This is a genomic window from Burkholderia sp. WP42 (assembly GCF_000745665.1).
Taxonomy (GTDB): domain Bacteria; phylum Pseudomonadota; class Gammaproteobacteria; order Burkholderiales; family Burkholderiaceae; genus Burkholderia; species Burkholderia vietnamiensis.
Window position 1 is genome coordinate 222,047 of the sequence record NZ_JQJT01000011.1, and the last position, 20,798, is coordinate 242,844.

Below are 20,798 nucleotides of genomic sequence, written 5' to 3' on the forward strand. Positions count from 1 at the left end.
ATGAAACCGTCGATGGATATGAAAACGACCCTCGCCCGCGCGCTGTCGGCCGCGGCCCTCGCCGGCCCGCTCGCCGGCTGCGCCTGGTTCGCGCCGAGCGGCGAGCCGCCCGCGATGCCGTCGCCCGCGCATTACGGCGCCGCACCGCAAGTGCAGCAGACGGTCGCCGCGCAGGGCGTCGCGCAACGCTTCGACGTCGGCGCGCAGCCCGTGCCCGACTGGTGGACGCAATACCGCTGCGCTGCGCTGAACGCGCTCGTCGACGAAGGGCTGCGCAACAGCCCCACGCTGAGCGCGGCCGCGCATTCGCTCGATGCCGCGCGCGAGCAGTTGCGCGCGCAGATCGGCAGCTCGATGCTGCCGTCGATCGATGCGGGCGGCCAGGCCGTGCGGCAGCGCGCGCTCGGCGTGCCGATCCCCGCGCTCGGCGCGCCGACGCTGCTGTACGACACCTTCGTCGGCCAGCTGCAGGCGAGCTATACGCTCGACCTGTTCGGCGCGGCGCGCTTCGCGAACCGCGCGCTCGCCAAGCGCGTGGACGTCAGCGCGTTCCAGCTCGAGTCGGCGCGCCGCGCGCTCGCCGCGAACATCGTCACCGCGTCGATCACGGTGTCGGTGCTCAACGCGCAGATCGCGACCACCGAACGGCTCGTCGCGCTCGCCAACGATCAGGCGCACGACGCGCAACGTCGTTACGCGCTCGGCTCGGCGTCGCGCAGCGATGCGCTGAACGCGCAGCAAAGCGCGGACACCTTCGCCGCGAGCCTGCCGGCCCTGCGCCAGCAACGCGACACGGCGCGCCATGCGCTCGCGGTGCTGATCGGCCGCACGCCCGATCAGCCGCCGGCCGACCTGACGCTCGCCGATCTGCATCTGCCCGACGAGGTGCCGGTGGTCGTGCCGTCGGGCCTGCTGCACAGCCGGCCCGACATCCAGGCCGCCGAAGCCGGGCTGCGGGCCGCCGCGGCCGAAGTCGGCGTCGCGACCGCGCAGCTGTTCCCGCAGCTGTCGCTGTCGGCGGCGATCGGCCAGGGCGGCTTCAGCTGGCCGGCGATGCTGTCGGGCGGCGGCGCGATCTGGAACGTCGGCGCATCGCTGAGCCAGCCGCTGTTCCACGGCGGCGCGCTGCTCGCGCAGCGCCGGGCGGCGAAGGCCAGCTACGAGGCGGCCGTCGATCAGTACCGGCAGACCGTGCTGGCCGCGTTCCAGAACGTCGCCGATTCGCTCGCCGCGCTCGAGCACGATGCGCAGGCGCTGCAGGCGTCGTCGCACGCGGCGCTGTCCGCGCAAGGCGCGTACGACGACGCGGCCGCCCGCGTGCGGCTCGGCGCGTTGCCGCCATCGGCCGCGCGCGCGAGCGAGCTGCAGTACCGCAACGCGCGGCTCGACGAGATCCGCGCCACCGGCGCGCGCTTCGCGGATACCGCGCGTCTCTATCAGGCGATGGGCACGCCGCCGGCCGACGCCGCCGCGCGAACGGACACGGCCGCGAACGCCGGCCGCGCCGCGCCCAGCGACGCCGGCAACGGCGCGGGCGCCGCCGCGCCCGACACTCCGCCCGACACCGCGCCCCGGCAGAACTGACGCCGCCGGCGCGGCACGCACCCGGCGCGCGCGAGCCACCGCGCGCGCCGCGCCGCCATCTTCCGCTTGACCCTCACGTAGCGTAACGTTCGAGACTCCAGTGTGCGTACCGAACGGAGGACATCATGCGGCTGAAAGTGGGAGAACTGGCGAAACGCAGCGGGCTGACCGTCCGCACGCTTCATCACTATCACGCGATCGGCCTGCTGGCTCCTTCGGCGCGCGCCGACAACGGCTACCGGCTGTACGACCGCGACGACATCGCCCGGCTCCACCAGATCCAGGCGCTGCGCCGCTTCGGGCTGTCGCTTGCCGAGATCGGCGACTACCTGAACCAGCCCGGCACGCCGCTCGTCGAGCTCGTTGCGAAGCAGATCGCGTCGCTCGAGCGCCAGCTCGCGCAGGCGGCGCAGCTGCGCGAGCGGCTCGTGCAGTTGCACGCGCAACTTGCCGCGGGCACGGAGCCGGAACTGGCCGATTGGCTCACCACACTGGAGTTGATGACCGTGTACGACAAATACTTTTCCGAGGAAGAACTCGCGCGCATGCCGATGTACCGCAAAAGCCAGACGGGCGACGCGGAATGGGTCGCGCTCGTCGCCGACGTGCGTGCGCTGCACGACGCGGGCGTGCCGCCCGAGGACGAACGGGCGCGCGCGCTCGCCGAGCGCTGGATGACGCTGCTGGTGCGCGACACGAACAACGATCCGCGGCTGCTCGCGAAGCTGAACCTGATGCACGAGCGCGAGCCGTCGATGCAGTCGAAGATCGGCATCTCGACCGCGCTGCGCGACTACGTGCTGAAGGCGATGGCCGAAACCAAGATGCGCGTGTTCGAGAAGTACCTCGCGCCGGACGAGATCCGCTTCATGCGCGCGCACTATGGCGAGCGCGCGATGGAATGGCCGCAGCTGATCGCCGACGTGCGCGATGCGATCGACGCCGGCAGGACGCCCGCTTCGCCGGAAGGCCGCGCGCTCGCGCGACGCTGGCTCGAGCTGTTCTGCAGCTACGCGGGCACCGATCCGGCCACGCACGCGAAGTTCCGCCACGCGATGGCGACCGAGCCCGCGCTGCTGAAGAACGCGTGGACCGACGAGACGCTGCTCGGCTTCATGCGGGACGCGATGGCGCAGTTGCAGACGGCCCGGCATTGAACGACGGCGGCGGCAACGCGACGGCCGCGCGACGCGGCCGTCATTTGCCGTGTCGCGTGGCCGGCGCCGAGCCGTGCCGAGCCGTATTCAGTCGTAGTTGCGCACGCTCACGCCCCGCCAGTGCTGCAGCATGTAACGCAGCAACACCGGCGCCGCCTTCAGGTCGGCGTTCGGCACCGGCGGCGCGCCGCCGTCGAAACGCACGCCGCGGCGCGTCAGCATCTCCTCGCCGCGCAGCACGTACTTGGTCCGCTGGTCGATCAGGAAATACTTGACCGCATCGGGGCTGATGTCGCCGCGACAGCCGATCCGGTACGCGAACAGGAACTGCTTGCGGCCGTTGCCGAGCAGCTCGCGCGTCTCGATCGACGCCGGCACCACGTCGAGCACCTTGTCTTCCGCGCAGTCGGTCACGTCGTCGCGCACGGTCCAGTCCGGCGCGCCGTTCAGCGTGGCCGTCACGCGCAGATGAAGCTGGTCGTCCGCCGCGGTCTTCGCAAACGTGACGACGTGCGCGCCGGCCGTGTCGGTCCAGCGGTATTCGGCTGCATGCGCCGCATGCAGCCACGTCGCGACGGCGACGACGGCGAGCGCGCGGCTTGTGACGGCGTAGGGTTTCATCGAAGCGGCTCCGGATCGAAACGCGCCATTATCCGCATGCGCGCGCCGCGCGGCCAGCGTGCGATGCGCCACCGTCATTCGTCGCCGCGCGCGCCGAGCCCCAGCGCCTTCAGCCGCCGGTACAGCGTGCGCTCGCTGAGCCCCGTGCGCTCGGCCAGCGCCTTGCGCGTCCCGACGAATCCGCTCGCGATCCGCAGCAGTTCCGCGTCGCTCGGCGGGCTGGCCGCACGCTGCGCGTCGTGCGGCAATGCCGACGCCGCGACGAGTTCGGCAGGCAGATGCTCGACGCGGATCACGCCGTCGTCGGCGAACAGGCACGCGCGTTCGAGCACGTTGCGCAGCTCGCGGATGTTGCCGGGCCACGCATACGCATCGAGGCACGCGCGCGCCGCGTCGGTGAGCACGAACGGCCGCGCGCCTGCGTCGCCGCTGCCGGCGCGCGTATTGGCGATGCGCCGCAGGATCGATTCGGCGAGCAGCGCGACGTCGCCGCGGCGCTCGCGCAGCGCCGGCAGCTGGATCGGAAATGCGCTGATGCGGTAGTACAGGTCCTGACGGAACCGGCCGTCGTCGATCATCTCGCGCAGCGGCTTGTGGGTCGCTGCGACCAGCCGGAAATCGGCGCGCAGCGCCTCGACGCCGCCGACCCGGCGAAACGTCCCCGACTCGATCAGCCGCAGCAGCTTCACCTGCATCGGCAGCGGCACGTCGCCGATTTCGTCGAGGAACAGCGTGCCGCCCTGTGCGGTCTCGACCAGCCCGGGCTTGCGCTGATTGGCGCCGGTAAACGCGCCCTTCTCGTAGCCGAACAGCTCGCTCTCGAACAGCGTCTCGGCGATCCCCGAACAGTCGACCACCACGAACGGGCCCATCGCGCGTTCGCTCGCCTCGTGCAGCGCGCGCGCGAACAGCTCCTTGCCGGTGCCCGACTCGCCGAGCAGCAGCACCGGCAGCATCGACGGCGCGACGCGCTGCAGCGCGCCCAGTGCCGCATTGAACGCGTCGGCGCCGCCGACCAGCCCTTCCGCGCTCGGCTGCGCGGACGCGCTGCGCACCGTGGTCAGCCGCTCGACGAACGCGGTCACGTCGCCGCGCGCATCGAAGATCGGCCGCAACTCGACGTCGACGTGCTCGGGGCCGCGCGGCGTATGGTGGATGTGCAGCACGCGATTCAGGCTGCGCGATTCGATCGCCTGCTTCATCGGGCAGTGCTCGCCCGCCTGGTCGCACGGCACGGCGTAGTGATGCGACACCTCGAAGCAATGGCGCCCCACGTGCTCGACGCCGGCCACGCCGAATTGCCGCCGGTACGCGCCGTTCGCCGCGAGGATCCGGTAGTCGGGATCGACGACGATCATCGGCTGCGGGTCCTGCTCCAGATACGCGATCAGCGCGCGCACGTCGGGCGTCACGTCCCGCGGCTGGGCGGGAACGATCGGAATGATGTCGTGTTGATTCATGGGGAAGCTCGGTCACGGTCGCCCGACGGACTGCCAGGCCGACTGCCAATTCTGCCACGACACTGCCGCACATGGCAGTGCCGATCGGCCCGCAGCCGCGCGCGACGCCGCATGACGCACCGCCGCCCCACCTGAAACCCGATCCCAATCAAGCACTTGTCACATTGACCCCGATTACCGCGTCGATTGGCACGCTTCTTGAACATGGGATACGCAATTGCAGATGCAGAACCCCAGCGAGGACATAACGTGAGCCATGCCCCCCAATTGTCGGTCGAAGGCTTCTTCGACCCGGCGACCCATACCGTCAGCTACCTGTTGCTCGATACCGGCAGCCGCGCCTGCGCGTTGATCGACAGCGTGCTCGACTACGATCCGAAATCCGGCCGCACGCGCACGGACAGCGCCGACCGGCTGATCGCGCGCGTCGCCGAACTCGGCGCGACCGTGCACTGGCTGCTCGAGACGCACGTACACGCCGACCACCTGTCGGCCGCGCCGTACCTGAAGGCGCACGTCGGCGGCCAGATCGCGATCGGCTCGCACGTGCGCCGCGTGCAGGACGTGTTCGGCACGCTGTTCAATGCGGGCCCGGGCTTCGCGCACGACGGCAGCCAGTTCGACCGCCTGCTCGACGACGGCGACACGCTCGCGCTCGGCGCGCTGACGATCCGCGCGATGCACACGCCGGGCCATACGCCGGCGTGCATGACCTACTGCGTCGACGACGCGACCCAGCGCGCGGCCTTCGTCGGCGACACGCTGTTCATGCCCGACTACGGCACCGCGCGCTGCGACTTCCCCGGCGGCGACGCGCGCACGCTGTACCGCTCGATCGCGCGCGTGCTGGCGCTGCCGGCCGATACGCGTCTGTACCTGTGCCACGACTACCAGCCCGGCGGCCGCGACGTGCAGTTCGTGACGACGGTGGCCGAGCAGCGTCAGGCGAACGTCCACGTGAAGGACGGCGTGAGCGAGGACGATTTCGTCGCCATGCGCACCGCGCGCGACGCGACGCTCGACATGCCGGTGCTGATGCTGCCGTCGGTGCAGGTCAACATGCGCGCCGGCCACCTGCCCGAACCCGAAAACAATGGCGTGCGCTACCTGAAGATCCCGCTGAACGCGATCTGACGATCTGAAGCCGAGCCGCCGCCCGACCGGAGAACCCCCGACATGAACATTCGCAAGCTGACCGACACGCTATCGGTCTCCCCCCAGATCGCCGCGACCGACCTGCCCGCGCTGCAAGCGGCAGGTGTGCGCGCAATCGTCTGCAACCGGCCGGACGGCGAAGGCTCGGATCAGCCGACCGTCGCCGAGATCCGCGCCGCCGCCGCGCCGCTCGGCATCGCCGTGCACTACCTGCCGGTCGACACGGGCAAGGTCACCGACGAGCAGGCCGCGCAGTTCGGCGTGCTCGTCGCGTCGCTCGCCGGCCCGGTGCACGCGTACTGCCGCAGCGGCATGCGCTCGGCGACGCTGTGGGCGCTGTCGCAGGCCGGCTCGCGGCCGATCGACGAGATCGTCGCGACGGCCGCCAAGGCCGGCTACGATCTCGCGGCAGTCGCGTCGCGGCTCGCACGCGGCGCGGCGCAGAGCGCACCGGCCGTCGACGCGCAGCACGACATCGTGATCGTCGGCGCGGGCGCGGCCGGCGTCGCGGTCGCGTCGAGCCTGCTCGCGCGCGACGGCTCGCTCGACATCGCGGTGATCGACCCGGCCGAGATCCATTACTACCAGCCGGGCTGGACGATGGTCGGCGCGGGCGTGTTCCGGCCCGAGACGACCGCGCGCCGCATCGTCGACGTGCTGCCGCGCGGCGTGAAGCGCATCCAGGCGGCCGTCGCCGGCTTCGAGCCCGACGCGCACGCGGTCGTGCTCGACGGCTGCCGCCGCATCGGCTATCGCAAGCTGATCGTGTGCCCGGGCCTGAAGCTCGACTGGGACGCGATCGAGGGCCTCGCCGACACGCTCGGCCACAACGGCGTCACGTCCAACTATCGCTACGATCTCGCGCCGTACACGTGGCAGCTGGTGCAGGCGTTCCGCGGCGGCAATGCGCTGTTCACGCAGCCGCCGATGCCGATCAAGTGCGCGGGCGCGCCGCAGAAGGCGATGTACATGTCGTGCGATCACTGGCGGCGCAACGGCCGCCTGGGCGCGGCGAACGTCGAATTCCTGAATGCGGGCGCCGTGCTGTTCGGCGTCGCCGACTACGTGCCCGCGCTGATGGAATACGTCGAGCGCTACGACATCGCGCTGTCGTTCGGCCACAACCTGATCGCGATCGACGGGCCGGCGCGGCGCGCGACGTTCCGGCGCACGCTGCCCGACGGCAGCACGGAGACCGTCCAGCGCAACTTCGACATGATCCACGTCGTGCCGCCGCAGAAGGCGCCCGACTTCGTGCGCGCGAGCCCGCTCGCCGATGCTGCCGGCTGGATCGACGTCGACCCGGCGACGCTGCGGCACAAGCGCTTCCCGGACATCTTCGCGCTCGGCGACGTCGCCAACACCACCAACGCGAAAACCGCCGCGGCCGCGCGCAAGCAGGCGCCCGTGGTCGCGCACAACGTGCTGGCGGCGCTCGGCCGCGTGCAGGGCGACGCCGCGTACGACGGCTACGGCTCGTGCCCGCTCACGGTCGAGCGCGGCAAGATCGTGCTCGCCGAATTCCTGTACGGCGGCAAGGTCGCGCCGACCTTCCCCGCGTGGCTGATCGACGGCCGGCGTCCGTCGCGGCTCGCGTGGCTGCTCAAGGAGCGCCTGCTGCCGCCGCTGTACTGGAAGGGGATGCTCAAGGGCCGCGAATGGCTCGCGAAGCCCGCGATCGCACGTTGACCGGAAGCCGATGACATCATGCTGATTTCTCTGGTACTCGGCGGCTTCGTCGGCGCCGTGCTCGGCCTCACCGGCGCGGGCGGCGGCATTCTCGCGGTCCCGGCGCTCGTCGTCGGAATGGGCTGGCCAATGCAGCAGGCCACGCCGGTCGCGCTCGTCGCGGTGGCCGGCAGCGCCGCGCTCGGCGCGCTCGAAGGGTTTCGCCGCGGGCTCGTGCGCTACCGCGCGGCGCTGTTGATGGCGCTCGCGGGCGTGCCGCTCACCACGCTCGGCGTGCGGCTCGCGCACGTGCTGCCGCAACGCGTGCTGCTCGCGCTGTTCGCGCTGACGATGCTGATCGTCGCGGCCCGTCTGCTGCGGCAGGCACTGCGCCAAGGCGCCGGCGAGCACGACGAGTCGCGCCTGTGCGTCGGCCGCGTGAATCCCGACACCGGCCGCCTCGTGTGGTCGTGGCCGGTCGGGTTCGCGCTCGCGTCCACCGGCGCGGTGACGGGACTGATGACGGGGCTGCTCGGCGTCGGCGGCGGCTTCGTGATCGTGCCGATGCTGCGCAAGTTCACGAACGTGTCGATGCACGGCGTGGTCGCGACGTCGCTGATGGTGATCGCGCTGGTCGGCACCGGCGGCGTGCTCGCGACCTTCGTGGCGGGCACGCGCGCGCCGCTCGACATGATGCTGTGGTTCACCGTCGCGACGGCGCTCGGCATGGTAGTCGGGCGCGCCGCGTCGCGGCACCTGTCCGCGCGCCACGTGCAGGCCGGCTTCGCGATCGTGCTCGTGTGCGTGGCGCTCGGCCTGCTCGCGAAGGCCGCGTTCAGCGCATAAGCCGCGCGCAGCCTGCGCTGGCGACAAAAACGCCCGGCCCGACTCATCGTCGGCGCCGGGCGTTTTGTTGTTGCCGGTTGCGCGGCAACCGGCGCGTCGGGCGGCGCTCAGGCCGCGAAGCCCGCCATCCGCTTGCGTTGCTGGCGCAGCATCACGACGTTCGCGATCACGACGCCGGCCGTCACCGCGACGATGAACAGCGTCGCGAGCGCGTTCATCTCCGGATTCAGGCCGAGGCGCACGCGCGAGAACACGACGAGCGGCAGCGTCGTCGAGCCGGGACCCGACAGGAACGCCGACAGCACGAGGTCGTCGATCGACAGCGTGAACGACAGCAGCCAGCCGGCCACCAGCGCCTGCGAAATCAGCGGCAGCGTGATCGTGAAGAACACTTTCAGCGGCGTCGCGCCGAGATCGAGCGCGGCTTCCTCGAGCGACGGGTTCAGCTCGCGCACGCGCGACTGCACGATGATCGCGACGTACGAGATGCACAGCATCACGTGGCCGAGCCAGATCGTGAACACGCCGCGCTCGGCCGGCCAGCCGATCCACTTCGCGAGCTCGATGAACAGCAGCAGCAGCGAGATGCCCTGAATCACCTCGGGGATCACGAGCGGCGCGTTGATCATCCCGCTGAACAGCGCGAAGCCGCGGAAGCGCCCCATCCGCGCGAGCACGAAGCCGGCCCAGGTGCCGATGAACACCGACGCGAACGCGGTCAGCACGCCGATCTTCAGCGACAGCCACGCGGCCGCGAGCAGCTCGTCGTCCTGCACGAGCGCCGCGTACCAGCGCAACGAGAAGCCCGACCACACGGTGACGAGCTTCGACTCGTTGAACGAGTAGACGATCAGGCTGACGATCGGGATGTAGAGGAACGCGAAGCCGGCGAACAGCGCCGCGAACTGCAGGAAACGATTCGGCTTCATCGACGGCGGCCCTCCTGCTCCTTCGCCTGGAAGTGCTGGAACATCGCCATCGGCACGAGCAGCAGCAGCACCATCGCGCAGGTCACGGCCGACGCCATCGGCCAGTCTGCGTTGTTGAAGAACTCATTCCACATCACGCGGCCGATCATCAGCGTGTTCGCGCCGCCGAGCAGCTCCGGAATCACGTACTCGCCGACCGCCGGGATGAACACCAGCAGGCAGCCCGCGATGATCCCGTTCTTCGACAGCGGCAGTGTGATCTGCACGAACGCCTTCCACGGCCGCGCGCCGAGGTCGTACGCCGCCTCGAGCAGGCGCAGGTCCATCTTCACGAGGTGCGCGTACAGCGGCATCACGAGGAACGGCAGATACGAATACACCATCCCGATATAGACCGCGTAGTTGGTGCGGTACAGCTCGATCGGCGTGTGCGTCAGGCCGATCCACATCAGGAAGTTGTTCAGCAAGCCGTTGTTCTTGAGGATCCCGATCCACGCGTACACGCGGATCAGGAACGACGTCCAGAACGGCAGCATCACGCCCATCATCAGCAGGTTGCGCGTGGCCGGGTTCGAGCGGGCGATGTAGTACGCCATCGGATAGCCGATCAGCAGGCACAGCAGCGTCGTGATCGCGGCCACCACGACCGAGTTCACGTAGGTCGCGAAGTACAGGCTGTCGGTGAGCAGGAACGCGTAGTGCGACAGGTTCAGCGCGATGTGCAACACGCCGTCCGTATAGGACGCGAGCTCCGTATACGGCGGGATGCCGAGCTGCAGCTCCGCGAAGCTGATCTTCACGACCAGCACGAACGGCACGAGGAAGAACAGCACGAGCCACGTGTACGGCCCCGCGACGACCGCCGTGGCGCCCGTCAGGTTGAAGCGCCGCACCGGCCACGAGAACATCGACTTGAGCGCGTTCATGACGTCAGCACCACGCCGGCGGTCGCGCTCCAGCGCACGTAGATCTCGTCGCCGAGCGCGGGCGTTTCGAGCTCGCTGATCGCGAGGCTCGACACGTTCGCGATCACCGTCTTGCCCGCGTCGAGCTTCACGTGATACAGCGAATAGCCGCCCATGTACGCGACGTTGGCGATCCGGCCGTGCGCCCAGTTGAACGCGCCTTCGGGCGGCTTGCGGGTCAGCGCGATGCGCTCGGGGCGCACCGACACCGTGACCGGCATCCCGAGCGGGCCGGTGATGCCGTGGCTCACGTACAGCCGGCTCGGCAGCTCGGGCGATTCGATGTACACGTAGTCGGGTTCGTCCTCGACGGTGATGCCCTCGAACAGGTTCGTCGAGCCGATGAACTCGGCCGAGAAGCGGCTGTTCGGATATTCGTAGACCTCGCTCGGCGAGCCGATCTGCACGATCTGCCCTTCGCTCATCACCGCGAGCCGGTTGGCCATCGTCATCGCCTCTTCCTGGTCGTGCGTGACCATGATGCAGGTGACGCCGACCTTCTGCAGGATGTTGACGAGCTCGATCTGCGTACGCTGGCGGATCTGCTTGTCGAGCGCCGACATCGGCTCGTCGAGCAGCAGCACCTTCGGACGCTTGACCAGCGAGCGTGCGAGCGCGACGCGCTGCTGCTGGCCGCCCGACAACTGATGCGGCTTGCGCTTCGCGTACTTGCTCATCTGCACGAGCTCGAGCGCGGCGGCCACACGCTCCTTCAGCTCGGCCTTCGGCGTGCCTTCCTGCTTCAGGCCGTACGCGACGTTCGCCTCGACCGACATGTGCGGGAACAGCGCATACGACTGGAACATCATGTTCACGGGCCGCTTGTACGGCGGCATTTGCGCGAGGTCTTCGCCGTCGATCAGGATCTTGCCCGACGTGACCGTCTCGAGGCCGGCGAGCATCCGCAGCAGCGTCGACTTGCCGGAACCCGAGCTGCCCAGCAGCGCGAACAGCTCGCCCTGGCGCACCGTGAGGTTCACATTGCGGACCACTTCGGTTTCGCCGAACTTCTTGACGACGTCGACGATCTGGACAAAGTTCTCCGCGCGCGACGCGGCGCCGGAAGAAGGAACGAAGGACGGCGCACCCGCGACCGGCGCGCCCGACTGGCTATTCATGATGTGCTGCTTCTCTCCTGCGTTTGACGAACAAAGCCCCCGGGGACACCAGGGGCTTCATGACTGCTGGCTCACCGCGGCGCGCGTCAGCGGCCCGATTTCAGCTCGGTCCACAGACGGGTCTGCAGACGCTGGATTTCAGGCGGCAGCGGCTTGAGCAGGAACAGCGTCTTCACGACGTCGGCCGGCGGATAGACGGCCGGGTCGTTCGCGACGTCCGGGCGCACGTACTTGCGCGCTTCGGCGTTCGCGCTCGGGTAGTACACGGCGTTGGTGATCGCCGCGTGCACCTTCGGATCCTCGATGTAGTTGATCCATTGCAGCGCGGCGTCCTTGTTCTTCGCGTCCTTCGGGATTGCCATCACGTCGAACCACACGGGCGCGCCGCCCTTCGGGATGTAGTACTCGACCTTGTACGGCTTCTTCGCTTCGACCGCGCGATGCTTCGCGATCACGACGTCGCCCGACCAGCCGAACGCGAAGCAGATGTCGCCGCCGACCAGGTCGTTGATGTAGCCCGACGAGTTGAACTGCGTGATGTACGGACGGATCTTCTTCAGCACGTCCATCGCGGCCTTGTAGTCGGCCGGGTTCGTGCTCATCGGATCCTTGCCGATGTAGTGCAGCGCCGCCGCGAACATCTGGTCCGGCGCGTCGAGCACCGACACGCCGCAGGTCTTCAGCTTCGAGATGTTTTCCGGCTTGAACAGAATGTCCCAGTTGTCGAGCGGCACCTTGCCGAGCGCCTGCTGCGCCTTCGTCAGGTTGTACGCGAGACCGGTCGTGCCGTATGCCCACGGCACCGAATACTTGTTGCCCGGATCGGCGCCGGCGACCAGCGCCATCAGCTGCGGATCGAGGTACTTGAGGTTGGGGAGCTTCGACTTGTCGAGCGGCGCGAAGATGCCGGCCGCGATCTGCTTGCCCGCGTAGTTGCTGGTCGGCACGACGATGTCGTAGCCCGAGCTGCCGGTGAGCAGCTTCGCCTGCAGCGTGTCGTCGCTGTCGTAGTTGTCGTAGCGGACCTTGACGCCCGTCTGCTTCTCGAAGTTCGGGATCGTGTCCTTCGCAATGTAGTCCGACCAGTTATAGACATTGAGCTGCGTATCCTTCGCCGCCGCCGCCGATGCACCCACGCACAGCGCGAGCGCTGCGAACCGGCCCACTACTTTTGCTTTCATCCCGCTCTCCCTCCGACCGGACCGTTTGTCCGGCTGCCGTCTGCCTCATCATGGCGGCGCAGTTGGGCGCGCCGCCCCCCGAAAACCCCGAACGCTATCATCATTCGCGCCCGGTCACAAAAAAATCATGCCCGTGTCGCGCAAACGGAACACATTGCCGCCACCGGCCGCTCAGGCGGCGCGCGCAGCAACGCATCCCGGGGAATTCTATCGGGTAATCGGCGTCTGTCCATGGGGAAAACAAGGCGGCGGTGAATCGGCGTGCGAGTCGTGCTTGCGGGCGCGCAGGGCACGCCAAGGTTGCGATCGGGTCGCGAGCGCGTAGGCGCTCAGTGGGTGACGTCGCCGCATGCCGTGCCGTGCTGGACGGCCGATGTGGATCGGCGCCCGGTCAGCCGCACGCGCGGTCGGGCGACGCGCCGTGCGCCCGGATGGCGGCTCGCCCGGGTCGAGCCATGCCGATGCATTAAAATGACGCCCCGTCGACTCCACCGCGCGAACCCTTCAGATGGCCTCCAATCTCCACGACCTGCCCGACAGCCCCTGCATCGGCGTGTGCTCGACCCTGTTCGACGAAGTGTGCAAGGGGTGCGGCCGTACGGCCGCCGAGGTATCGAACTGGGTGTTCCTCAGCGACGAAGAAAAGCGCGTCGTATGGGAACGCATCACGCGCGACGGCACCGCGATGCGCTTCCAGTACGACAAGCTGTAAGACGACGCGCGTCGATACGTACCGCTCGCGCGGCCCGTGAACGGCAACGCCGCTGCCGGTTAATCGCGACGCCGGCGTGTTCCGGCAGCGCGACGTACGCGTCCCGCTTGCCGCCGCGCGCTGCGTGCTCCGGCCCCACCCGCAACGGCGCTGCATAAAAAAAGAGCGGCATGCCGACTGCCATGCCGCCAACCCCAACTCAGTTTGTTGCTCTGCTCGCTTAGAACTTCATCCCGACGCCGATACCGACGATCAGCGGATCGATGTGCAGCGTGCCGATGCCCTTGTCGCCGAGCGTCGCGTCGGTGCTCATCCAGATCTTCTTCAAGTCGACGTTCATGAACACCTTCTTGGTGAGTTGCACGTCGACGCCGAACTGCAGCGCCGGACCGAAGCTGCTCTTGTTGATCGACACGCCCTGGCCGCCGACATTCAGACCGTTGTTGTAGAAGTACGTGTAGTTCAGACCCGCACCGACATACGGACGCACCTTGCCGGCGTGGTTGAAGTGGTATTGCAGCAGCAGCGTCGGCGGCAGCACGCCCACGCCGCCGAGATTGCCCAGGCTCGACGTGACCTGATGGCGCGACGTGCCGAGGATCAGCTCGACCCCCAGGTAGTCGCGGATCATGTACGTGAAGTCGAGTTCAGGCACGATCGCGTTGTTCACGCCGGTGTTGATCGCGCCCAGCGTGTCGCTGCCGCGCTCGTTCGGCTGAATGCTGATCGCGCGCAACCGCACCAGGACGTCACCCTGATTGATACCGTCGCCCGCGGAAGCCGCGTGGGACAGCGAAGGCATCGCGATAAGGCTGGCCGCGACGGCGGTGGTGGTGACAAATGTTTGAATCGCTTTATGCATGGTACGGACCCCCAAAGAATGGATACCATTCTCCCAATAGGGTCTTTTTTTCATCTTGATATCGATCAAGCGAGCGTAAACATGGGGCGGTTTGCCGCAGGCTCTGCGACACGGCCCGTCAGCAACAGCTCGAGCAGATCGCGCACGCTGCGGATCGCCGTGCCGAACGGCAGCGCTTCGCGCCCGCGGAAGAACAGCCCGTTCGCAACGTCGCCGCGCAACGCGGCCGCGAGCCGCGTGTCGATGCAGAAGTGCCCGAACTTCTCGATGCCGTCGCGCAACCCGCATACGCTCAGGCATTCGAGCGCGGTCGGGCAGCGTTGCTTGAACGCGCCGAGCTTGCTGCGGATGCGCGCCTCGTTACGCAGGTATCGATCGAGCCATGGGGTTCGGACCGCGCGCGCCGGCAGACCGGTCACGCTGACGAATTCGACGATGTCGTCGGGCACCGCATCGGCCAGCACGCGCTTGAAGTTCGGATGCGCATCGCCTTCTTCCGTCACCGCGAACGGCGTCCCGATCTGCACGCCGTTCGCGCCGGCCGCGAGCGCCGCGCGCACCGCGTCGTGGCTGCCGATCCCGCCCGCAACGATCAGCGGGATCGTGTCGCGCTCGAGTCCTAGCGTGGCCATCACCTGCGCCGTCTCGTCGAGCACGCGCGCAAAATCGAATCGGGCGTCGTGCATGTCGTCGATCTGCGTGACGCCGAGGTGGCCGCCCGCATAGGCCGGATGCTCGATCACGATCGCGTCGGGCAGCCGGCCCTTCTTCATCCATTTCTTCAGCACCAGCGCGATTCCGCGGCTGTCCGACAGAATCGGAATCAGCGCGATGTCGTGGCCCTGGGTGAGATCGGGCAGATCGAGCGGCAGGCCCGCGCCCATCACGATCGCGTCCGCGCCCGCGTCGCACGCGACGCGCACGTAGTCCGCATGGGCGCTCACCGCCTTCATCACGTTGACGGCGATCATCCCGCGCCCTTCGCTGTAAGTCTTCGCGAGGCGAACCTCGCGCGCGAGCGCCTCGAGGTTCGCGGCCTCGAGCGTCGCCCGGTCGGGATGCGCGCGACAGCGCGCGAGCAGATCCGCGTGGTGATGACGCAGGTCGATGCTCGCGATCGTGCCGAGCGCGCCCTCGCGCGCGACGGTGCCCGCAAGGCGGTGCGCGGACACGCCTACGCCCATGCCGCCCTGCACCACCGGCAGTAGCGTGCGCCCGCGAATCGTGAGCGGCGGGAAGGGAGTGGGTACGGTCATCTGGAGCCTCGTCGAAACATCGGAACAGCGATGATCGACGATCCACCGGTGTGCATCTTGATGGCCGTCAACAAAAAAACGGCACGCGAGCGTGCCGTGGCGAGCGATGTGGCGTGAAACGCGTCAGGACGGATTCGCCGGCCTGAGCTGCATCGACTTGTATTCCAGGTACTCCTCGAGCCCGTACACGCCGTTCTCGCGGCCGTAGCCCGACTGCTTGTAGCCGCCGAACGGCGCGGCGCTGTTCCAGCTGCCGCCGTTGATGTCGACCTGCCCGGTGCGGAGCCGGCGCGCGACGCGCAGCGCCCGCTCGTCGCTGCCCGCCCATACCGCGCCGCCCAGCCCGTACGGCGTGTCGTTCGCGATGCGCACCGCTTCGTCTTCGTCGCGATACGTGATGATCGACAGCACCGGCCCGAAGATTTCCTCCTGCGCGATCGCCGACGTCGGGTCGACGCGGCCGAACACCGTGGGCTTCACGAAGAAGCCCTTCGTCAGCCCGTCGGGCAGGCCCGTGCCGCCCGTCACGAGTTCGGCGCCGTCGTCGATGCCGCGCTGGATGTAGGCCTGCACGCGCTGCTGCTGCACGGCCGACGCGAGCGCGCCGAGGCGCGTCGTCTCCTGGCGCGGGTCGCCCGCGACATAGGCTTCGGCGGCCGCCTTCGCGAGTGCGCGCGCGTCGTCGTAGCGCGCGTGCGGCACCAGCATGCGCGTGTGCGCGGAACAGGTCTGGCCTGCGTTGAGGAAGCACGCGTTGACCGTGCCCTTCACCGCCGCCGGGAAATCGGCATCGTCGAGGATCACCGCTGCCGACTTGCCGCCGAGCTCCAGCGCGACGCGCTTGACGGTCGCCGCCGCCAATTCGGCCACGCGCTTGCCGGCGCGCGTCGAACCGGTAAACGACACCATGTCGACCTCGGGATCGGTGGCCAGCACCTCGCCGACCACCGGGCCGTATCCGCACACGAGGTTGAACACGCCGGCCGGCAACCCGGCTTCGTGGATCGCCTCGGCGAGCATGAACGCATTGAGCGGCGCGACCTCGGACGGCTTCAGGACGACCGTGCAGCCGGCCGCGAGCGCCGGCGCGACTTTCAGCGTGATCTGGTTGAGCGGATAGTTCCACGGCGTGATGGCCGCGACGACACCCACGGGCTCGCGCACCACCAGCGAATTGCCGACCTTCGCCTCGAATTCGAACGACTCGGCGAGTTTGGCGTATGCCTTCCAGTTGTAGACCGGCGCGCCGACCTGGATCGCGCGCGACAGCTTGATCGGCATCCCGACCTCGCCGGTGATCGATTGGGCGAGCTCCTCGCTGCGGGTCTGCAAGCGCTCGACGATCCTGCGCAGGTAGCCGGCGCGCGTCGCGGGCGGCGTCGCGGCCCACGCGTCGAAGGCGGCGCGCGCCGCGCGGACCGCGTGCCGTGCGTCCGTCGCCGCACCTTCGGGAATCCGGCCGAGCACCGCCTCGGTGGCGGAGTCGATCACGTCGATGGTGCCGGCTCCGGCCGGTTTGCACCATGCGCCGTCGATGTAGAACTGATCGTAGATTTTCATCGCTTCCTGTCTCCCGGAAAACGGCCATTCTAACGACGGTGCGACGGGTGCGGCGACGCGTGGGAAGCCGACGCGGCCGACCCGCTGCGGGCGCGCGGTGGGGCTGCGGTGCGCGCGCCGCCGGCCCCGGGTTCGACCTTCCGAGCCGAGCCCGCGACGCCGGTGCGCCAGGTGGCGCGCATCGTGCTATGTTTTTAGTATCGGCGCCGGCCGCTGCACGCCGCGCCACCCGGAATCGATGCCTTTCGTGAGCGCTGCCATGACCGACGCATCCCGTACCCTCGGCTCGCAAGACCGCCTCGAGCTGCTGTGCTGGCTCACCTGCGGCAATCTCGGCGCGTTTTATCTGAATGAATGCTGGCCGGACGCGGCGTTCCAGGTTCAGGCCGCGCACCGCTGGCTCGACCGCCATCGCCGGCAGTCCGACTGGCTCGCGCTCGCGAAGCTGGCCGCGCTCGCGCAGGACATCGCGAAACGGCACGCGAGCTTCGTCGACGCGTCCTGGGCGCGCGACGCCGTCGAGGAGATCGTTGATACCGACGATCTCGACTACCGCGCGAAACTCGTGCAGCGCGTGTACGAAGACTGCTGCAAGGCGCTCGCCGACAAACGGCTCGCCGACTAAGCGTCGGCGCACGCACGCGCCGGCGTGCGCGTCACACGATCGGCAGCCGCTGCGTCGATTTCAGCTGCCGCAGCGACAGGTTCGAGCGAATGCTCAGCACGCCAGGCAGCTTGCGCAATACCCTTTCGACGAAATGGCTGTAGTCGTCGAGATCGGCTGCCACGACCTGCAGCAGGAAATCCGCTTCGCCGGTCGTGTTGTCGCAGGCGAGCACGTTCGGGCTCGCCTGGATCAGGCGCTCGAACTCCGCGGTCACCACCTCGCTGTGCTGCGTGCAGACGATCTGCACGAACGCCATCACGCCGAACCCCAGCTTTCTGCGATCGAGCCGCGCGTGATAACCGGCGATCAGCCCCGCTTCCTCGAGCCGGCGCAGCCGGCGCCAGCACGACGTCTCGCTCAGCGAGAATGCCTCTGCCAGGCGCGCGTTCGACACGCGCCCGTCCTGCTGCAGCATGTCCAGCATGCCGCGATCGATCCTGTCCAGTTGCTCCATGAAAGCTCCTTGCGGCAATCGCACGATCGTCGAAAGGCTATCTCAGAATCGTGCGCTTCTCAATCGCAAGACGAAAGAACAATCCACCATTGCCGCGCTATATTGAAAGAGTCATTCGACCCAGGAGGAGATCGTGAAAGCAGTCGTTTATGAAGCGTTCGGCGCGGCGCCGCGGCTGATGGACGTGGACGATCCGAGGCCGGCACCCGACGGCGTCGTGATCGAGGTGAAGGCGACCGGCGTGTGCCGCAGCGACTGGCACGGCTGGATGGGACACGATCCGGATATCGTGCTGCCGCATGTGCCGGGCCACGAACTGGCGGGCGTGGTGGTCGCGGCGGGCGCGGCGGTCACGCGCTGGAAGGCCGGCGACCGCGTGACGGTGCCGTTCGTCGGCGGCTGCGGCCATTGCCCGGAATGCCACTCGGGCAATCAGCAGGTCTGCGAGCGCCAGTTTCAGCCCGGCTTCACGCACTGGGGCTCGTTCGCGCAATACGTCGGCATCCACCACGCGGACCTGAACCTCGTGCGGCTGCCCGATGCGCTCGACTTCCCGACCGCGGCGAGCCTCGGCTGCCGGTTCGTGACGTCGTTTCGCGCGGTCGTCGACCAGGGGCGCACGTCGGCCGGCCAGTGGGTGGCCGTGCACGGCTGCGGCGGCGTCGGCCTGTCGGCGATCATGATCGCGAACGCGATCGGCGCGAACGTCGTCGCGATCGACATTTCCGAGCGTGCCCTAACGCTCGCGCGCGCGCTCGGCGCGGCGGCGACCGTCGATGCGTCGCAGGTGACGGACGTCGTCGACGCGGTGAAGGAGATCACGCGCGGCGGCGCACACGTCTCGCTCGATGCGCTCGGCCATCCGACCACCTGCTTCAACTCGATCAGCAACCTGCGCCGGCGCGGCAAGCACGTGCAGGTCGGGCTGATGCTCGGCGAACACGCGACGCCGGCCGTGCCGATGAGCAAGGTGATCGCGCACGAACTCGAGATTCTCGGCAGCCACGGGATGCAGGCGCATCGCTACGGCGCGATGCTCGACATGGTGCATGCCGGCAAGCTCGCGCCGGAGCGCCTGATCGGCAAGGAAATCAGTCTCGGCGAGTCGATCGACGCGCTGATGAACATGGATCGGTTCGAAGGCGCCGGAGTGACGGTGGTGACGGATTTTTCGGGCTGAGGGGGGCTAACGGTTAGCGGTTCACGATTCATGGCCGCCGTGCTCGCATATCTCAACGTGAGCTTCCCTCGGTTTTTCGCCTTCCAACGGTCCTGAGTTATGCAGCCGCATTCTTGGTCTGCTGAGCGTTGATCCAGTCCTGAAGATACCTTTCCGGAGACACAAAGCCGAGCGACGAATGACGACGAGTGCGGTTGTAAAACACTTCGATGTATTCGAACAGATCGGCCTTCGCGTCCTGATGCGTCCGGTAGCGCGTGGCGTGAACCCGTTCGTTCTTCAAGCTGTTGAAGAAGCTTTCCGTTGGAGCAATGACGCTCCTATGTCAAGTGGTACGGGCTGAATCGGCTAAGTCGGCAAGAATGAGCGGGTACATCTCCCTGACGATATAACGCTTCAGACAGCGATGAATTTCCTTGTTCGACATTCCTTCCTTGGTCCGTCGCTCGACGTATGCGCGGGTTCTCGGGTCACTGCGCATTCGCACCATGGCAATGGTCCACAAGGCGTTGTTCGCAGCGCGGTCGCCGCCTCGATTCAGGCGATGTCGGACCGTTTTTCCGGAAGATGCTTGCAATGGACTCGTGCCACAAAGCGCGGCGAGCGCGGCATCGCTTTTCAACCGTTCCGGATTGTCGCCTGCAACGGCAACAAGCACTGCCGCCGTTTGAGGCCCAACACCGAATCGTTCCCGAAGCCGTCTGGCATGCTTGAGGGTTAGTTGTTCGAGCATCGCATCGAGCGTCGTGAGTTCTTCCGCCAGCGCGAGATAGCGCTTTGCCAACAAGCGCAGCGTGGTGGCCAGAGTCTGCAACATCGGCGTGTTACCCAACGAGCGCAGCCGTGAGCAGTTGGCAACGCATTCGGCGGTCTTTGTCTTCAGAAGGCGTTCGCGGATGTCCTGCGGCGCGCTCACCAGCAAGGCTCGCAACTGATTGATCGCCTGCGTCTTGGCTTTGACGGCGCTGCGACGAGCAACGGAAACAGCTCGCATTGCTTCGGCCGCCCCAGATTGCTCTTTGGGAATCGCAGTTGCCTTCCCGGCGAGGACCGCACGCGCGGCGTTTTCTGCATCGGTCGGATCGGACTTTCCGCGCGATCGACGCGCAGCCCGATCCGGACGATTGACCTCCAGCACCTCAATCTCGTGATCGCGCAACACGCGGGCAAGGCCTGCGCCATAGGTGCCGGTACCTTCAACGCCAGCCCGACGCAGGTGACCGAGAGAATTCGCCCAGGTCAGCAGCTTGAGATATCCCGCGGTCTCGGCCGGCACCGAAAGGGTTCCAAGGAGTTTTCCTGTTTCGCTGATTACTGCTCCGACATGTGTATCGAGATGCGTGTCGACGCCCAGGATGACTTCGTGTTGTTCCATGCGTGTTTCCGTCGTGGTGGACGCATCGCCAATCCCACTCGCTGGACA

Annotated in this window: 19 protein-coding genes and 1 pseudogene; 8 read left to right on the forward strand and 12 right to left on the reverse strand. The window is 67.9% G+C overall.

Features of this window, described 5'->3' with window-relative positions; translation table 11 throughout:
* Together EX20_RS07760 and EX20_RS07765 are read left to right on the forward strand one after the other, a co-directional pair.
* Window positions 1-1,584 (forward strand): efflux transporter outer membrane subunit, encoded by a 1,584-nt coding sequence (locus EX20_RS07760; protein ID WP_034193154.1) that lies wholly within the window; start codon window positions 1-3, stop codon window positions 1,582-1,584.
* A 125-nt stretch (window positions 1,585-1,709) separates the two neighbouring features.
* Window positions 1,710-2,741 carry a MerR family transcriptional regulator gene (locus tag EX20_RS07765; RefSeq protein ID WP_014723074.1) on the forward strand — a complete coding sequence of 344 codons (1,032 nt, stop codon included), beginning with the start codon at window positions 1,710-1,712 and terminating at the stop codon, window positions 2,739-2,741.
* Window positions 2,742-2,828: 87 nt separating this feature from the next.
* On the opposite strand, the gene EX20_RS07770 is transcribed toward EX20_RS07765, so the two are convergent.
* Together EX20_RS07770 and EX20_RS07775 are read right to left on the reverse strand one after the other, a co-directional pair.
* Window positions 2,829-3,362 carry a M949_RS01915 family surface polysaccharide biosynthesis protein gene (locus EX20_RS07770; protein ID WP_034193198.1) on the reverse strand — a complete coding sequence of 178 codons (534 nt, stop codon included), beginning with the start codon at window positions 3,360-3,362 and terminating at the stop codon, window positions 2,829-2,831.
* 74 nt (window positions 3,363-3,436) lie between these two features.
* Window positions 3,437-4,822 (reverse strand): sigma-54 interaction domain-containing protein, encoded by a 1,386-nt coding sequence (locus EX20_RS07775; RefSeq protein ID WP_034193155.1) that lies wholly within the window; start codon window positions 4,820-4,822, stop codon window positions 3,437-3,439.
* 249 nt (window positions 4,823-5,071) lie between these two features.
* On the opposite strand from EX20_RS07775, the gene EX20_RS07780 reads away from it, so the two are divergent.
* From EX20_RS07780 to EX20_RS07790, 3 genes are read left to right on the forward strand one after another with little or no spacing between them, the layout of a single operon-like run.
* Window positions 5,072-5,956 carry an MBL fold metallo-hydrolase gene (locus tag EX20_RS07780; RefSeq protein ID WP_034193156.1) on the forward strand — a complete coding sequence of 295 codons (885 nt, stop codon included), beginning with the start codon at window positions 5,072-5,074 and terminating at the stop codon, window positions 5,954-5,956.
* A gap of 42 nt (window positions 5,957-5,998) precedes the next feature.
* Entirely contained in the window at window positions 5,999-7,666 is a 1,668-nt protein-coding gene (locus EX20_RS07785; protein WP_034193157.1) for a bifunctional protein tyrosine phosphatase family protein/NAD(P)/FAD-dependent oxidoreductase, read from the forward strand.
* Between the two features lie 18 nt (window positions 7,667-7,684).
* Window positions 7,685-8,491 carry a sulfite exporter TauE/SafE family protein gene (locus tag EX20_RS07790; protein ID WP_011884920.1) on the forward strand — a complete coding sequence of 269 codons (807 nt, stop codon included), beginning with the start codon at window positions 7,685-7,687 and terminating at the stop codon, window positions 8,489-8,491.
* Between the two features lie 107 nt (window positions 8,492-8,598).
* Here the strand turns inward: EX20_RS07790 and EX20_RS07795 are convergent, their stop codons facing one another.
* From EX20_RS07795 to EX20_RS07810, 4 genes are all read right to left on the reverse strand, one after another.
* Window positions 8,599-9,420 carry an ABC transporter permease subunit gene (locus tag EX20_RS07795; protein ID WP_011884921.1) on the reverse strand — a complete coding sequence of 274 codons (822 nt, stop codon included), beginning with the start codon at window positions 9,418-9,420 and terminating at the stop codon, window positions 8,599-8,601.
* Window positions 9,417-10,346, reverse strand: coding sequence for an ABC transporter permease subunit (locus EX20_RS07800; protein ID WP_011884922.1), 930 nt, complete (start codon window positions 10,344-10,346; stop codon window positions 9,417-9,419). The genes EX20_RS07795 and EX20_RS07800 overlap by 4 nt, the downstream gene beginning before the upstream one ends.
* The gene (locus EX20_RS07805; protein ID WP_011884923.1) at window positions 10,343-11,503 is read right to left on the reverse strand and encodes an ABC transporter ATP-binding protein; all 1,161 of its coding nucleotides are present in this window, start codon (window positions 11,501-11,503) and stop codon (window positions 10,343-10,345) included. The genes EX20_RS07800 and EX20_RS07805 overlap by 4 nt, the downstream gene beginning before the upstream one ends.
* An 86-nt stretch (window positions 11,504-11,589) precedes the next feature.
* A complete protein-coding gene (locus tag EX20_RS07810) occupies window positions 11,590-12,684 on the reverse strand; it encodes a polyamine ABC transporter substrate-binding protein (protein ID WP_011884924.1) in 1,095 nt (364 codons plus the stop codon).
* Between the two features lie 508 nt (window positions 12,685-13,192).
* Between EX20_RS07810 and EX20_RS07815 the strand changes: the two genes are divergently transcribed.
* Window positions 13,193-13,396, forward strand: coding sequence for a DUF1289 domain-containing protein (locus EX20_RS07815; protein ID WP_034193158.1), 204 nt, complete (start codon window positions 13,193-13,195; stop codon window positions 13,394-13,396).
* 220 nt (window positions 13,397-13,616) lie between these two features.
* Here EX20_RS07815 and EX20_RS07820 read toward each other — a convergent pair whose 3' ends face one another.
* From EX20_RS07820 to EX20_RS07830, 3 genes are all read right to left on the reverse strand, one after another.
* On the reverse strand, window positions 13,617-14,258 hold the full coding sequence (locus EX20_RS07820; RefSeq protein WP_011884926.1) for an OmpW/AlkL family protein: 642 nt from the start codon (window positions 14,256-14,258) through the stop codon (window positions 13,617-13,619).
* Window positions 14,259-14,323: 65 nt separating this feature from the next.
* The gene (locus EX20_RS07825) at window positions 14,324-15,514 is read right to left on the reverse strand and encodes an NAD(P)H-dependent flavin oxidoreductase (RefSeq protein WP_011884927.1); all 1,191 of its coding nucleotides are present in this window, start codon (window positions 15,512-15,514) and stop codon (window positions 14,324-14,326) included.
* Between the two features lie 123 nt (window positions 15,515-15,637).
* Complete coding sequence (locus EX20_RS07830; RefSeq protein WP_014723079.1) at window positions 15,638-17,074, reverse strand: aldehyde dehydrogenase family protein; 1,437 nt, start codon at window positions 17,072-17,074, stop codon at window positions 15,638-15,640.
* Window positions 17,075-17,333: 259 nt separating this feature from the next.
* On the opposite strand from EX20_RS07830, the gene EX20_RS07835 reads away from it, so the two are divergent.
* On the forward strand, window positions 17,334-17,699 hold the full coding sequence (locus tag EX20_RS07835; RefSeq protein WP_011884929.1) for a hypothetical protein: 366 nt from the start codon (window positions 17,334-17,336) through the stop codon (window positions 17,697-17,699).
* 31 nt (window positions 17,700-17,730) lie between these two features.
* On the opposite strand, the gene EX20_RS07840 is transcribed toward EX20_RS07835, so the two are convergent.
* Window positions 17,731-18,195 carry an Lrp/AsnC family transcriptional regulator gene (locus EX20_RS07840; protein WP_034193159.1) on the reverse strand — a complete coding sequence of 155 codons (465 nt, stop codon included), beginning with the start codon at window positions 18,193-18,195 and terminating at the stop codon, window positions 17,731-17,733.
* Window positions 18,196-18,328: 133 nt separating this feature from the next.
* Between EX20_RS07840 and EX20_RS07845 the strand changes: the two genes are divergently transcribed.
* Window positions 18,329-19,375, forward strand: coding sequence for a zinc-dependent alcohol dehydrogenase family protein (locus EX20_RS07845; RefSeq protein WP_034193160.1), 1,047 nt, complete (start codon window positions 18,329-18,331; stop codon window positions 19,373-19,375).
* Between the two features lie 97 nt (window positions 19,376-19,472).
* Here the strand turns inward: EX20_RS07845 and EX20_RS07850 are convergent.
* Together EX20_RS07850 and EX20_RS30445 are read right to left on the reverse strand one after the other, a co-directional pair.
* A pseudogene (locus tag EX20_RS07850) lies at window positions 19,473-19,685 on the reverse strand (IS3 family transposase); the annotation flags it as partial.
* A gap of 15 nt (window positions 19,686-19,700) precedes the next feature.
* Entirely contained in the window at window positions 19,701-20,750 is a 1,050-nt protein-coding gene (locus EX20_RS30445; protein ID WP_041493840.1) for an IS110 family RNA-guided transposase, read from the reverse strand.
* Between the last annotated feature and the right edge of the window lie 48 nt (window positions 20,751-20,798).